This window comes from Dysgonomonas sp. Marseille-Q5470 (genome assembly GCF_951230145.1).
GTDB lineage: Bacteria > Bacteroidota > Bacteroidia > Bacteroidales > Dysgonomonadaceae > Dysgonomonas.
In genome coordinates, this window is sequence record NZ_CATNVE010000008.1 from 125,734 (window position 1) to 142,300 (window position 16,567).

The following is a 16,567-nucleotide window of genomic DNA, read 5'->3' on the forward strand; positions in this document are numbered from 1 at the left end:
TCAATTATTTAAAAAGCTTTTTACATCATCTGCTCCACCCATTACCAGTATATGGCTCTCTTTTCCATATTTAAGCTCATTTACAAAATATTCAGCTCCTTTCTTGAGAGGGATCAACGAAACTCCACGTTTCTTGAATTCAGCTTCTAGTGTTTCATTCACCATCCCGGTTCCTTTCCAAGGTCCCCAGTTGATGGTTAGTATTCTGGCTTCAACTTTGTCATTTAGGGTTGAAGCTATATGATCGAAAACACTATTTGCTGAAGCATAATCAGATTGTCCCTTGTTTCCATAAGCTGATGCAACGCTACTAAACATTACAAATAGCTTCAGGTCGGAACGTAGTTCATCCAATAAGACATGCAGTGGAGTAACTTTGGTAGAATACACTTTATAGAAAGATTCAAAGGTTTTATGTATAAATAATTTATCGTCCAACAGACCTGCAGCATGAAATATTCCGTCTATTCTGTTATAGGTATCATATGTTTTTTTGATAAAATATCTCAGTGCTTCTTCATTTTTTATATCTAAGGATATATATGTTACTTTCGCTCCGTTTTGTTCTATTTTTGCAACATTTTCATTTATCTGATTAGTCTTGAATATCTTTTGTACTTTCTTCTCTATTTCGCTGGGAGATTTCATATTTTCTTCAGTGATCAGATATCTGCGTATCTTATCCTTCGAGTCCAATGATTTATACTTATCAAATTCTTCTGTAGGAGCGTCAGACCGTCCTACAAGAATATAGTTACAGGGATATTCTTTTGATAGTTCGCTAATCAACTCCGGCGTAATCCCTTGTGCCCCGCCAAACACAACAACTACAGCATCTTTGTCGAGAGAAAAATGAGAACTTCCATTTTTGACAAGAGTGACAGGCTTAGGTTTTGCAAAATATCTCTTATTATCCTTATAGATTATTTCTGTATAAGTATCATCTTCTGTTAATAACTCATCTACAGTAATTTGAGATAGAAGATTTGGGTCGAAGATAGAATGTGATACTATTGCCCGGAAATTAATTGTTGGAAACTCATGAGCAAGGCTCTTAATCAGTCCTGGGAAGCCTTGAATTTCTTTCAACTTAGATACCCCTTCAGTCATTTTAATATTTCCAAGTACATCACTGAATGTATACACCCATTTAATCCTAGCAAGATCTACATTTTTGATCATACTAAACACTTCTTTTATACTGTATTTTCGAGGTGATGCCGAAGAGTTGAGTATCACCAGTCCATCATACTGAGTAAGATTCTCATCCCCTTGTATCAAGTCAACAATAGCTCCATTTGCCTCCATTGCGTTTTTAACCTTTTGAGCATATACACCATTATCATCCGTAAGGGCAAATCGTTTTCCTTGTATCTTATTATTTTCAGAGTTTAGGGTTGTTTCTTCAAGTTCAAAACTCATTCTTATCAATTCACCTTCAATGGTATCACTTTCTTTTACTGCTATCTGTTCTATTTGAGACTGGGATATAGAATCTTTATTCTCAACACCATTAGCTAACCCTTTTATCCAATCAATTAATCCATTAAGAGTTTTTACTGAAGCTAGTTTTTCAATTGTATCATCAGCATCCTCAATACTACCGGATATATTTAGTTTTTCTCTCAATGAGCCTATAATCTCCATACGTTTGATAGAATCAATACTGAGATCAGCTTCCAAATCCAAATCCAAACCAAGCATATCGGCTGGATAACCAGTTTTTTCACTAACGGTTTCAAGAAGCAAAGTCTTAATGTCATCAATTGTCACGGCTTGAGTTTGAATAGGAACAACAGAATCAACTACATCTGGCATAATTGCACCTTGTGTCTGATTTATACTTGAATTGGCTAATTCCTTAATCCAATCGATCAAACCATTAAGAGTTTTTACAGAGGCAAGCTTTTCTACTGTATCTTCAGCATCTTCCATGCTCCCTGATATATTAAGTTTTTCTCTCAATGATCCAATAATTTCCATTCGTTTGATAGAGTCTATACTGAGATCGGCCTCCAAATCTAGGTCGAGACCTAACATTTCGATGGGATAGCCCGTTTTTTCGCTAACGGTCTCGAGCAATAAACCTTTAATATCATCTATAGATAAGGCTTGTGTTGATATTTCAGCCGATTTAGAAGAAGAAGTATTTATGTCCACAAATTCTTGTCTCTGCTCTACCTGTTGTGAAGAAGTGTTCATCGGTAACACTTGTACTTGTTGTACAGAATTCGTTTGTATTGGAGTTGATATATTATTGGGAATATGACCTAAATAGCCCAGCATAACATCACGCTGGCTTTGCAGCATCATTCTCATACTATTCAGATACTCTAATATTACTTGATCAGAGGATGAAAGTCCTGAAGTGGAATTATTATTTAGATTATTCGTCATGTTTTTTAAGTTCATTATAGGTTGTATTATCGGATATGCTCCTGTTGAAGGCATTCGTCCATCAGTAGGTATAGCATTATGACCATTGATATGCCAAAGAATAGGACTCTTCTTATATTGTTCAGGCTTATCAATGTTTACTATAGATGTATTACGCTTTTCAAAGAGTTTTTCAACATCAACAGATTTTCCTGTTGACAAATATTTTGCAATAGTATGTAAGATGAAAGTTACTCCATTGAAACTTTTATTTTCTGTCTCAAAAGTAGAAACTTTGTCTCCTAATATGGATTGAACAAGTCCAGTAAGAACTCTGCCCGGTCCCACCTCAATAAACATACGTGCACCTTCATTGTACATATTTTCAACTTGCCGGGTAAAAAGTACAGGTTTAATAAGATGCTCCGCTAATCGATTTTTTATTTCTTGAGTTTTTTGAGGATAATGCTCTGCTGTTGTATTAGACCATACAGGTATATTTAGAGTCTTAAAGTCAACCTTGTGTAACTCATCGGTATACAACGCTCTTGATTTATGCAAAAGAGGACTATGAAATGCACATGCAACATTAAGTTCTTTATAAGCAATATTTTTATTACTTAGTTTTCGCATAAAAGAATTGATTCCTTCGGTAGAACCGGCTAGGACTATTTGTTTCGGAGAATTGAAGTTCACAGCCCATACATCCTTTTCACCATCCAGTAGCGTAATTATCTCTGTTTCGGAGAGACTGACAGCTATCATTTTCCCTTTATCCTCTTCTATTGCTCCTAATATAGATAAAGCTCTCTTACTACTTAATGATACTAGCTCTTCTGCATCAAAAGCACCGGCAAAACATAAAGCCGGCAACTCTCCATAGCTATGACCTGCTACCATATCAGGAATAATACCTAGTGATTTAAGAAACTCAGCAAAGGCAAAATCTACAATACCCAGTAATGGCTGGGCATTTCGTGTATCGGTGATAACTTCCTCTTGCTCTTTACGCGTTTCTTCATCGAAGGCTGAGTATGGAAATAGTATCTTCTCATATTCTTTATGCTTGGTAAGTAAGCGACGCATTGCGGGAAAGACAACAAACATATCCCGAGCCATATTTACTCTTTGGCTACCTTGTCCGGAAAACATAAATGCAACCTTTCCTTCTTTCGCATTTTTTAAATAAATCCCATATTCTTCTTTTCCGGCAAGAGCTGCATTAATTCTATTGTGTAATTCTTTACAATCACTAGCAATTATAGACACTTGAACTTCTTTCTTGCTGTTTACTGCCAAACTGTAAGCGATATTTTTAATATTGATTGTATCATTGTAGCTTAGCAGTTCTTTTACTTTCTGTAATTGTTGTTTAGCTTCTATTAGTGAATCCCCGCGAAATACAAATAGTTCTGATGGCCATAGAGGTAAACAGCTATTATGTTCTTCCTCTTTTTTATGATTTTCCATCACTACATGGAAATTGGTTCCGCCAAAACCAAAAGCACTGACTCCTGCAATTCTTTTTTCACTGTCCCAATATCCCGAGTGAGAATTAAACACAAAAGAACTGCTGTCCTTATCATAATAAGGATTTGGTTTATTCAGGTGCAATGTCGGCGGTTGAACTTTATAGTAGATAGACAGGGCTGCTTTGATAACGCCTGCAATACCTGCAGCACATTTAGCATGTCCTATTTGTGTCTTTACAGAACCTAGTAATGTTTGCCCTTTAATGGCGCCTGATTCAAGAAACATATCTGTTAATGCTCGCAGCTCTGTTCGGTCTCCTACTACTGTTCCCGTGCCATGAGCCTCTATCATTTCTACCTGTGAGGGTAAAATTCCTGCATTCTGATAAGCTCTTTGTAATGCTTTTATCTGTCCTTTTCTGTTTGGGGCAGTCATTCCCAGGCTTTTTCCATCACTACTACCTCCCATTCCTTTGATAACAGCGTATATCTTATTTCCATCACGTTCAGCATCAGCTAACCGTTTCAGCACTAAAACGCCAATGCCTTCTCCCAAGGCAATACCATCCGAATCTGCATCGAATGAGGCAGAGTAACCTTTACGGGATAATGCATGCGTACATGAAAACATTAAGAAGTCGTTGATTCCGTTATGTAAGTCGGCTCCACCTAAAAGTACCATATCAGAGCGATTGGAGAATAACTCCTGACAGCCCAGATCCAATGCTGCAAGAGAAGAAGCGCAGGCTGCATCTACTGTATAGTTACGTCCCCCCAGATTTAAGCGATTGGCTATTCTACCAGATATTACATTTGATAATACTCCTGCAAAAGAATCTTCATTAAGGCGAGGTAGGGAATTTTTCAATACATCTGGTAATTCTCCAAAAACCTGTTTTGCATAGGCTCTGAAACCATAACTTGCCGCTAGTTCTGTTGCTCCTTCTGCACCGAATATAACGGAAGTGTTTTCTAAATCAATTTCGGACAGGTTTTCATATCCTGCATCTGTTAATGCTTGCTTAGCCACCAAAAGGCTCAGTAATTGTGTCGGTTCTATAGACGCAAGTGATTGAGGTGTCATTCCGAACTCAAGAGGATCAAAATCTATCGATGGGATAAATCCGCCCCATTTCGAGACCACTTTATCTGTATCAGTAGAATTTGAATCATAATATAGATCTTTATTCCAGCGGCTATCGGGAACCTCTGTGATACAATTTTTGCCAAGAACGATATTTCTCCAATATTCTTCAATATTATGCGCATCGGGGAAAATACCCGAAATTCCGACAATCGCTATATCTAATGGTTGTGTATTTGATGTTGGCAAAGCAATATCGGGCAGTTGAGAAAGTAGCTCGTTATTATCTACAGCTACATGCTTATGCAATTCATACAGAGTCATTTCTTTTTGATTGAGAGCTGCTATTTGTCCTATCATGTAAAGACCTTTTTCTTTTTGCTCTTCCTCGTTCAATTTTACAAGATCAGTCCCTATACGTTCAATGCCTTTGGTTGCAATTCTTGAACGACCAAGATTAAGCTCCTCTAATCTGATCCAAATTTCTTTACTATCTAGGTTTTGCCGTTGTAGTTTTTCTTTTTCCTTACCGAAATATTCTGTAAATGGAGATTTTAGAGATTGTGTTTCTTGTCCGGGGGCAGCTTGCAGAATAACTGTTGCATTTTCTTCAATCGCCAACTTTTGGAATTCAGGGAGGATGGCTTTTGTCTCTACGGCTTCTTTTGTATAAAGATATGAAGACCCCATTAACACCCCTATTTTAGCACCTTTAGCATCGAGTGTGGCAGACATTATAGATACGAACGCAGAAGAAAATGCATTATGTATCCCACCCGCAAAAAAGACACTAAATGCAGACAGATTATCTTCTTTTAGTAATCTGTATATCTGTCTTTCCCATAAGATAAAGCTGGAAAGAGGGCCTATATGTCCCCCACTTTCACGTCCTTCGAATACAAAGTTCTTCGCCCCTTCCTTAAGAAATATATCCAACAATGTTTGAGATGGAACATGAATAAAAGCTTTGATACCTTCTTTTTCAAATGGTTTTGCCAAAGCTGGGCTTCCTCCGGCGATAAGTACCACGGGTGGTCTGTACTCCAATATATATTTCGTTTGCTCTTCGCGTTGTTTTGTAGGAATAAAGCCGAGTAGCCCCACGCCCCAGACTTTATCGTTGAGTAACCGACTAGATTCTGCTATCAGGCTGCGGGCAGCATCTCCGGTCGTCATACTCATGGCTATAAAAGGTAATGCTCCCGCATCAGCTACACTACAAGCAAATTCAGGGACATCGCTTACTCTGGCCATTGGACCTTGTGCTATTGGGTATTTTATACCTAAACTTTTTGCGAGTTTACTATCTGATTTGATTGTTTGCAGTCTTTTTGCTTGCTGTATATGACCGTATATAGCCTCATAGAAACTAGAAACGAAAGTGTTAAGGTTTTTATATTTTTCTACAAAGTCAATAGATAATGAAATATCTTGTCCCATAGGTAAGATATTCTTATTAATATCTAATCCTCCCAATAATGGTATAATATCCGAATATTTAGTGTTGACAGGTAATTTAGGAGAATTTTTCCTCAACAATATTCTGAAATTGTCAATTACAGTAGTCTCACTCCCACTCAGTTTACTAAAAATATTTTTCTGATCTTTGGTTAATCCACATTCAGGAAATAAGGAAATCTGACTATCCAGAATAACCCCCTTCGCTCCTAAAGCTAAACAAGCGGCAGAAGTATGTATACCGACTCCTCCTTGTATATAAATATTTATTCCTTTTTTTAAATATTTATTCGCTATACTTTGGAAAAGGATGAATGCGGACTGCGCTGACACTTTTCCCGCTCCTTCATTTCCTTTTACGATAATATTACTGATACCGCTATCTATTACTCTTGCAGCTTCATCTAAAGAATGTACCTGACATAATTTTTCTATATTTTCGCTTACAGATATATCCATACCAGCAGGAAAAATCACTCTGCTTACATTCGGTGGAAGGTCTAATTTTAATGTAGTATCATCTACAAAACAAACCCCAAAAGATTCTGTTGTAGATTCACTCATAATATCTAAGGATTCTTGTGCTTTTTGCAGATTCCGACCAAGATGCAATACGGGATATGCACCGGTCTTGATCGTATCTAAAGCTAAAGTAGTATTCGGTATCTCGAAAGGAGATACGATAAGTAGCTCTTTGTAATGTTGCATTATTAAATAGTTGTAGTTTGTTTTTGTTTGTCTTTCTTGTTTTATTATCTAATCTATTGCATATATATATATTTTTCTTTAAGTTTATGTATTTGCCCAATATAAATAATAACAGCTAATATTGTTGATGCAACATCAGCTAATGGTATTGAAATCCAGACCCCATCCAATTGAAAAAAAAGAGGTAAAATAAACAACAACGGTACTAGAAAAAGAAATTGCCGTGTTAGACTTAGCATGATTGCTTTCGTGGGCATTCCTATAGATTGGAAAAAATTAGAAATGACCATTTGTAACCCACTAAGAGGTAATACAATCGTTATTATTTTTAAAACTCCGGAAGCTTTACTCGCCAATGCAGAAGTAGGGTTAAATGGCCTGACTGCAATATCTGAAAAGAATAATCCACCTATCAAACCGATAAATCCGATACCGATGCCGGCTTTTATTGCCTGATTTACTGTAGATATAACTCTTTCTATCTTGTTCGCTCCATAATTGTATCCAACTATAGGTTGCATTCCTTGTGTTAAACCTACAATGATGAGTACAATAATAAGATTTAATCTATTGGCTATTGCATATGCTTCTATGGCAATGCTGTCTCCATAAGTACTTAATCTGTTATTTATAAAAAAGACAACAATGGAAGCTGCTACTTGCATAAGAAATGGAGAAACCCCGATACTCATTATAGCCCATACAATTTTTTTATCTAGATTTAACTTATGCTTATGTAGTGTTAATGTGTTATTTCTATTAAGAAAATGAATCATAAAGATTACGAAGGAGATAAACGCTGCTATTGAAGTGGCAATTGCAGCACCCCTCATACCCCATTCGAATATAAAAATGAAAATAGGTGCAAGTATGATATTTAGAATAACACCAAGCAGCATAATATACATTGCTTTTTGAGGATAACCCGAAGCACGCATAACACTGCTCAATACAAAGCCTAAATTCAGAAAGATACAACACGGTAGATAATAGATTAAAAACTCGCGAGCAAAATGATAAGTGTCTTGTGTTGCTCCGATTATATGTAATAGTGGATCGATAAAGATATAGGTCAAAAGAACGAAGAATCCTGTTAATAGTATTATCAAAACCAGAGCATTACCTAGTGCTCTATCCATCTTATCTTTGCAACCTTCACCCATATAAATAGCAACACGAGTGGCAGCACCTGTACCGACGAATGCTCCTAATGCAGTAAAGAATGTCATTATAGGAAAAACGATTCCTAGCCCACCAATGGCATGATCTCCTAAATTAGGCCCATGTCCAATATAGATACTATCCACAATATTGTAGATGGCAACAACTAAGGAACCGATAATAGCCGAAATGGAATATTCTCTCAGTAGTTTTGTTGTTTGTTCTGATTCTAATCTATTTAGTATAGACCCCATTATTTTATCTGATTACTAAATGTTATCTAGGCAAAACATTAGTAATGTATGTAAAGTCAATGTTAAAGAAAAAATATATTTATAGTCTCAAGCCACAAACTTATATAAATATATTATACTAAACAAATAAAAATAATTATTGAACAAAGAATAAAGCCTCTACAAATTATCAGAGACGGAATCTAAATCTATGAAATTTATTGTTTTTTAATTTAAGGATATTATATCTACTTTCTTTTTGTATAGGTGCAAAAACATAAAAAGGACTCCTCTCTCTCCAGGATAAATAATCAGGTGAGAGAAGAGCATTTAGGGTTGTCTTATATATCTAAAAATATTAAATGAATAGATTTACATTCGCATTTTCTTCTCTATCGAGATAAGCGGCAACACCACCAATCGTAATATTATCTATTAATTCCTCTTTTTTTATACCCATTACATCCATCGACATAGAACATGCAATAAATTCGACACCATTATCTAAAGCCTGTTGCATAAGGCTTTCAAGGCTATCTACATTTTTGTTTTTCATGATACTACGCATCATTTTACTACCGATCCCTCCCATATTCATTTGAGATAGGCCTAGTTTTTTGCTGCTAGATGGCAACATCATGCCAAACATTCTTCCCATAAAGTCTTTTCTTACAGTAGGCTTTTTCTCCTTTTTTATTATATTCAGACCCCAGAATGTAAAGAAGATACTTACTTTTTTACCCGTAGCTGCTGCACCATTAGCGATCACAAATGAAGCTAGAGCTCTATCCAAATCGTCACTAAATACTATGAGCGTTTTATTATCTCTAGCGATAGCTGATGTGGTGCAAGAAGCATCTTCTTTTGCTATCTTTTCTACAATAGCAGTTATTACCCCACCCGAGTTATTCATACTTACTAGTTTTGCGCCAACCATGCGGCACCAGCCATTTAAGTCTTCACCAAAAGCCTGATCTGTAACGCTAATTTCGAGGCGGTCGCCTAGATTTATTTCATCGTAATTTCTCTTCAATTGCATGATCGGACCAGGACATTGTAATCCACAAGCATCTATTTTGATTGTTTTAATCATTGCACTTTCTTTATTTTCCATCTCTCCATCATCTTTAATAAGTGTATCACAGAGACCTTCACTCGTTATATTATCAGCAATAGCACAAGAGTAAGTTCGATATCCTCCCGATAGATTATAAACGTTGGTATAGCCAGATTGCATAAGAATCCGCGAGGCAATATACCCACGTAATCCAACAGCGCAATAAACTATAATCTTTTTATCTCTCGGCATTTCATTTAGACGACTTCTAATCTCATCGACTGGTATATTAATTGCACCTTCGATATGTCCAAAATCATATTCTTCTTTTGTACGTGAATCTATGATCATAGCTTCTGCTTTATCTACGTTGAGGATGTCACGCCATTGTATAATATTTACTTTCCTTTTTAAAATATTTTCTGCTACAAATCCGGCCATATTTACCGGGTCTTTGGCTGACGAGTATGGGGGAGCATAAGCGTGTTCTATCTCCTGAAGATCATAAATTGTACCTCCATTTTTTATTACCTGTGCAAATAGGTCAATACGTTTATCAACACCATCATAACCGACCACTTGAGCTCCCAACAATCTGCCATCTTCAGGAGAAAAAATTATTTTGATAGATAATGGTAGTGCTTCCGGATAATAGCCAGCATGGGAACTTCCGTGCGTATATGATGATATATGCTCTATCTTCTCTCTGTTTAGTAATTTTGAAGAAGCTCCTGCTGCTGCGACAGTCAGATCAAAGACCTTAGCTATAGAAGTTCCTATAGTACCCTTATATATATACTTATTCCCTTCTAAAATATTATCGGCTACTATACGAGCTTGTTTATTTGCCGGTCCGGCTAGTGGAATTAAAGTATGTTTATTAATAATCGGATTAAACACTTCAGTAGCGTCACCTAGAGCATATACGCTACTATCTGACGTCTGCATATAGTCATCAACTTTGATGCCTCCCATAGAACCAAGTTGCAAGCCTGCGTCTTTAGCCAATTTTACTTCGGGACGAACTCCGATGCTTAATATAACCATATCTGCAGTAACACTTCCTCCACTTTCCAATACGACGTTTATACCATCCTCAATTGATTCGAACTGTGCAACACCCTCCTCGAGCAAAAGAGATACATTTTTTTGAATAAGGTGCCGGTGTACAATAGAAGCCATAGAAAAATCGATTGGAGCCATTACTTGGTTACTCTTTTCAATCAACGTTATATCTAATCCTGCATCATGTAGATTTTCTACCATTTCCAAGCCTATAAAACCACCGCCTATTACCACAGCCCTTCGGGGCTTATGTTGGTTTATGTAGCTTTTTATTTTATCCATATCAGGTACATTCCTTAAAGAGAATATACGACTGTCTTCTATGCCCGGCATTGGAGGTTTGATAGGTTCTGCTCCTGTAGATATTATTAGTTTGTCATAACTTTCTATATAATCTCTATTGGCTGCAATATCATGGACTTTTACTGTTTTATCTTTCAGGTCAAAGCTTGTCACTTCGGATCTTACACGGATATCTATATTAAAACGATTGATGAAACCATCTACTGTTTGTACAAATAACCTGTCTCGTTCACTAATTGTACCGCCAATATAATAAGGAAGTCCACAGTTGGCATACGATACGTACTCTCCTCTTTCGAAAAGTATAATCTGAGCATTTTCGTCCATTCTTCTGAGTCGTGCAGCTGCTGTTGCACCACCTGCCACACCTCCAATTATAAGTATTTTCATAATTTATATTATAAATATTTGTTATTAGCAATTATGTGATTAAAAATTATGCTGATATTTCTACCAGTTCTTTTATCAATGCAGATAAATTAATTTCATGTTTCATCATTTCTTTTATTTTCTTTCTCCCTTCCTCTGTCAAGGAAAAAATCATTTGCCTTTTATCTATAGAACCCATTTCTCGCAATATATACCCTTTTGTTTCTACAGTATTTATTATACGTGATACTCTGGAATTAGACAACCCTACAAATTCACAAATCTCATTTGCTGTTTTTGGCTTCTCATCCTTCATACAACATAAAACCATCCCTTCGTTAATGGTTATATTATTCTTTTCGGCAAACTCTTTCTCAAAAGTATAAAGAGACTTATATATGTTTTTTAGTTTACAAATTGACTCCATTAAAATATTTGCTATTGGAAAATATTTGCAAAGAAAAATAATATTTTTCTATTGACAAAATGTATATGAATAATATTCTAAATTTTTCAAAAGATGAAAATACTCCAATTTTATCGCATACTGTGCCTGCTATCTTTCTATTTAATATATGATTCTATGATTTATTTCAAATATGCTTTCTTCTGAAAAAAAATAGCAATACGAGGCTCCCTAAGCATATCAAAAAAATAAATTTATAAGCAAAAGTTGTATTTTCTAAATTTAATTATTCATCTTTATATCATCTAATTACAGAATTATATAATTTTTTAATGTTAAAATATCAAAAAGATGTAACCTTTTTTAATTTTTAACGACATATATAGTAAATGTTTCTAGATACTATTTCGTGAAACTTTATCAAAAGTTAATTCTGTGTGGCAGTAGGTTCTTCAAATATAATAAACAACAGCGAACGTGATAAGAATAAATAGTTTAAACAAAACTTATTGGGGAAAATCGCCTTTACATGTATTGAAAGGGATTAATATGGATGTGGAAAGAGGTGAGTTAGTCTCTATAATGGGAGCTTCCGGTTCCGGGAAATCCACCTTACTTAATATTCTCGGCATTCTGGATACCTATGATACCGGTGAATATTATTTAGATAATGTTCTAATCAAAAATTTGAGTGAAACCCAAGCAGCTGAATTGAGAAATAAGAAGATTGGTTTTATATTCCAATCCTTCAACCTGATTACATTCAAAAATGCTGTAGAAAATGTAGCGTTACCGCTATATTATCAGGGAGTTTCTCGAAAAAAACGTAATAGCATAGCTATGGAATATCTGGACAAGATGGGACTAGCATCACATGCGAGCCATATGCCTAATGAACTCTCAGGAGGACAAAAGCAGCGTGTCGCAATTGCCCGGGCTCTAATAGCCCAACCCCAGATAATACTGGCCGATGAACCTACAGGAGCCTTGGATAGTAAGACTTCAAGAGATGTAATGCAATTACTTCGACAGATCAATAACGACGACGGTATAACCATGCTTATTGTAACCCATGAGCAATCTGTGGCTGATGCTACAGATCGAGTTATCCATATAAAGGATGGAATTATAGGTTCGATAGAAGTAAATGAGAACCCAATAATAGCAATGTAAACCCGGATTACTTATGTTTGATTTTGATTCTATACGCGAAATATTTTCTACAATCGGCAAAAATAAGTTACGCACTTTTTTGACCAGTTTTGCTGTAGCATGGGGTATTTTTATGCTTATAATCTTATTGGCTGCAGGTAATGGGTTGAAAAATGGTGTTACTTCAAACTTTTCACGCAGGGCACAAAACTCTGTTACATTGTGGCCCGGATGGACTTCAATGGCTTACAAGGGCCTTCCGACGAATAGACAAATAAAATTTGATCAAAAAGATTATGATCTAATACGAAATAAGATACCGGAGGTAGAATATGTCTCGGTTCGGTTGAGCCAAAGAGTAACTCTATCTTATGAAAAAGAGTATGGTTCGTGGGATATAGACGGCGTGTCACAGGATGCTTCTATTATCAATAATCTGAAAGTTGCGAATGGAAATGGCCGATTTCTCAATAAAATGGATGTTGACAATCGCCGCAAAGTGATAGTTCTCAGCCCCGATATGAAAAAGGTATTATTTAAAGATAAAGATCCGATAGACCAATATGTGATTGCTGATAATAATATAGCTTATCAGGTGATTGGGGTTTACGATAATGAAGATATCTATGACAACAACCCTCCGGGCTATATTCCTTTCACAACAGCCCAGATGCTATATAACAAGGGTTATGGTTTTCGCAGGATTGATTTTACCGTAGTCGGATTGCCAACCAAAGAAGCAAACGAGAAATTTGTAGAAAGGCTCCGCCAACGAATGGGAACACTCCATAATTTTGACCCGGCCGACAGATCTGCATTGTATGTTCGCAATACGGCAGAAGACATGTTGGAAGCACAAAGTATATTCTTTATTATCACTGCTTTTATCATTGTCATCGGAATTGCTTCATTATTAGCGGGAATTGTTGGTGTAGGAAATATCATGCTTATAACGGTAAAAGAACGAACTAAAGAAATCGGTATTCGAAAGGCAATAGGAGCTACTCCTTTCTCTGTACTCAAGCTCATTATCTTTGAATCTATACTGATCACTACCGTAGCAGGCTATATTGGTATAGTCATTGGGGTTGGTATAACAGAAGGAATTAGTACAATTATGGCAAACGCGCCATCGGATGGTCCTTCAATATTCAAAGATCCAACAGTAGATTTGTCTACTGTAATATGGGCAACAGTGGTTCTGATTGTTGCAGGAACAATTGCAGGTCTTATACCTGCCCTGAAAGCGACAAAAGTGAGTCCAATAGAAGCGATGAGAGCCGAATAATAAAAAAACCAGAACATGTTTGATTTAGACAATTTACAAGAAATATGGGTAACGATTACTCGAAATAAGCTTCGAAGTTTTCTTACTTGCATAGGCGTTTCGTGGGGTATTTTTATGCTTATTATCCTTATCGGTATCGGATATAGCTTTCAAGGTGGTATTATGAAAAACGTAAGCGGATTTGCATCCAACTCCTGCTTCTTTTGGACAGATGTTACCAGTGAACCGTATAAAGGATTCCGTAAAGGACGTTTCTGGTCGATGAACAGAAAAGATGTTACGCTGATCAGAGAGAAAGCCCAATCTGTGGAATATATTTCTCCTGTACTCTTTGGAAATAGCGGAGATAAAAATGTTGTACGTGGACGAAAATCAGGATCGTATGGAACAAGAGGTATATATCCCGATCATTTCAATATAGAACAACAGCACATACTCATGGGACGGGTATTCAACGAATTGGATATAGCGGGCACTCGCAAAGTATGCGTAATCGGACGAGAGGTTTATGAAACATTATTTCAGCCGGGGGAAAATCCCGAAGGACAATATATTAGAGTAAATGGAATATACTTTCAAGTAATTGGAGTGATTCGTCCTAAGTCGAACATGTCGATCGGCGGAGATGTAGAATCAACGGTTTTTATTCCATTCTCTACAATGCAACAGGCCTTTAACCAAGGAGACAAAGTATATTTTATGGCATGTACGGCTAAACCGGGTTATCCAGCCTCTGTGGTAGAAGAAGAAGTTACAGCGATAATAAAAACAGCGCATGACATATCTCCTACCGATGAAAAAGCCGTAGGTAGCTTCAATATAGAAAAACAGTTTCAGATTTTCAACAACTTATTTTTAGGTATTGATTTCCTTATATGGTTTGTGGGAATAGGAGCTTTGTTATCGGGTATTATAGGTATCAGTAATATTATGCTGGTAACAGTACGTGAACGAACCCGTGAAATTGGAGTGCGACGTGCTATCGGTGCGAAGCCAATAACAATAGTGAAGCAGATTTTAAGTGAAAGTTTTGTTTTAACGACAATGGCCGGATTTGCAGGCTTCTTTGCAGGAATAGCACTCATAGAAATCATCAGCTACGTCATGAGCAAAAATATAAGTGATGACGTATTTCTCATACCGCCGCTAGTTTCATTCTGGACAGCAATAGCTGCATTAGGAGTATTGATCGTATCAGGTATACTTTCGGGATTGATGCCTGCAATGAGAGCACTGCGCATAAAAGCAATCGATGCTATCAGAGAAGAATAATTTACTGTAAAGAATAAAAAATAGAAAATTAAATAATATGAAAGCTTTAAAAATTATTGGACTAGTACTTATCGGATTAATTTTCGTTGGTACATTATATTTTCTTTTTAGAAAATCACAACCGAAGAAGATTGTTTATGAAATATCAACTGTAGAATCGGGAGATATAGAAAACACTACTGTAGCAACAGGTAAGGTATCACCCCGTGATGAAATTCTTATCAAACCTCAGATTTCCGGGATTGTATCGGAGGTGCTGAAAGAAGCCGGTGATTTTGTAAAAGAAGGGGAAATTATCGCTACGGTAAAAGTAATACCAGAGGTTTCTCAGTTGAATAGTGCAGAATCGAGAGTTAATGTTGCTCGCATCAACCTGAACCAGATAAAAGCGGAATACGACAGACAGAAACAGCTTTTTGGTAAAGGTGTAATAGCCAAGGAAGAGATGGATAAATCGGAGGCAGACTACAAAAAAGCTGTAGAAGAGCTGGATAATTCTAAAGATAATCTGGATATTGTAAAAAATGGGATTTCTAAAAAAACAGCTCAATATAGTAATACTCAGATCAGATCTACTATTACTGGTATGATACTAGATGTTCCTATTAAAGTCGGAAACTCTGTTATTCAGGCCAATACATTTAATGATGGTACTACTATAGCTAGTGTAGCCAACATGAACGATATGATCTTTATTGGAAAAGTAGATGAAACCGAAGTCGGACGCATACATACAGGTATGCCAATGAAACTATCTGTAGGTGCTATAGAAAACAAAAAATTTGATGCTGTTCTGGAATATATTGCACCAAAAGGAGTTGAAGAAAACGGAGCCATTTTGTTTGAAATAAAAGCTGCTGCTCGTATACCTGATACAGTACTTATTCGTGCCGGATACAGCGCAAATGCTGAAATCGTATTATCTAAGGCTGAGAAAGTATTATCTATACCGGAAAGTACAATAACATTCAGTAATGACTCTGCGTATGTCTATGTTCTAAAAGATTCTATAGAACAATTATTTGATAAAAAACTAATTACTACAGGATTATCTGACGGAATAAAAGTAGAAGTAAAATCCGGGTTGAAGAAGGGTGATAAAATCAGAGGAAACGAAATTTCAGATAAATCTAAAAAAGCGGCTCAAAAATAGACCGATAGGA

General features: G+C 36.3%; 8 protein-coding genes. 4 read left to right on the top strand and 4 right to left on the bottom strand.

All coding sequences use genetic code 11. From position 1 onward, the window contains the following. The 4 genes from QOX35_RS13075 to QOX35_RS13090 form a co-directional block, all read right to left on the bottom strand. On the bottom strand, positions 1 to 7,098 hold the full coding sequence (locus tag QOX35_RS13075) for a type I polyketide synthase (RefSeq protein WP_283687306.1): 7,098 nt from the start codon (positions 7,096 to 7,098) through the stop codon (positions 1 to 3). A 53-nt stretch (positions 7,099 to 7,151) separates the two neighbouring features. Further along, a complete protein-coding gene (locus tag QOX35_RS13080) occupies positions 7,152 to 8,513 on the bottom strand; it encodes an MATE family efflux transporter (protein ID WP_283687307.1) in 1,362 nt (453 codons plus the stop codon). Positions 8,514 to 8,850: 337 nt separating this feature from the next. Next, positions 8,851 to 11,307 (bottom strand): DsrE/DsrF/DrsH-like family protein, encoded by a 2,457-nt coding sequence (locus QOX35_RS13085; protein WP_283687308.1) that lies wholly within the window; start codon positions 11,305 to 11,307, stop codon positions 8,851 to 8,853. A 46-nt stretch (positions 11,308 to 11,353) separates the two neighbouring features. After that, positions 11,354 to 11,713, bottom strand: a complete 360-nt coding sequence (locus QOX35_RS13090; RefSeq protein WP_283687309.1) for a MarR family winged helix-turn-helix transcriptional regulator — start codon at positions 11,711 to 11,713, stop codon at positions 11,354 to 11,356. A 456-nt stretch (positions 11,714 to 12,169) separates the two neighbouring features. Here QOX35_RS13090 and QOX35_RS13095 point away from each other — a divergent pair, with 456 nt between their 5' ends. Genes QOX35_RS13095 through QOX35_RS13110 form a run of 4 tightly spaced genes read left to right on the top strand, consistent with a single transcriptional unit; the run spans position 12,170 to position 16,557 of the window. After that, positions 12,170 to 12,865, top strand: a complete 696-nt coding sequence (locus tag QOX35_RS13095; protein ID WP_135106389.1) for an ABC transporter ATP-binding protein — start codon at positions 12,170 to 12,172, stop codon at positions 12,863 to 12,865. 13 nt (positions 12,866 to 12,878) lie between these two features. Continuing rightward, the gene (locus QOX35_RS13100) at positions 12,879 to 14,132 is read left to right on the top strand and encodes an ABC transporter permease (RefSeq protein ID WP_252637332.1); all 1,254 of its coding nucleotides are present in this window, start codon (positions 12,879 to 12,881) and stop codon (positions 14,130 to 14,132) included. Positions 14,133 to 14,147: 15 nt separating this feature from the next. Continuing rightward, a complete protein-coding gene (locus QOX35_RS13105) occupies positions 14,148 to 15,404 on the top strand; it encodes an ABC transporter permease (RefSeq protein WP_283687310.1) in 1,257 nt (418 codons plus the stop codon). A gap of 37 nt (positions 15,405 to 15,441) precedes the next feature. Then, entirely contained in the window at positions 15,442 to 16,557 is a 1,116-nt protein-coding gene (locus QOX35_RS13110; RefSeq protein WP_283687312.1) for an efflux RND transporter periplasmic adaptor subunit, read from the top strand. Positions 16,558 to 16,567 lie beyond the last annotated feature (10 nt).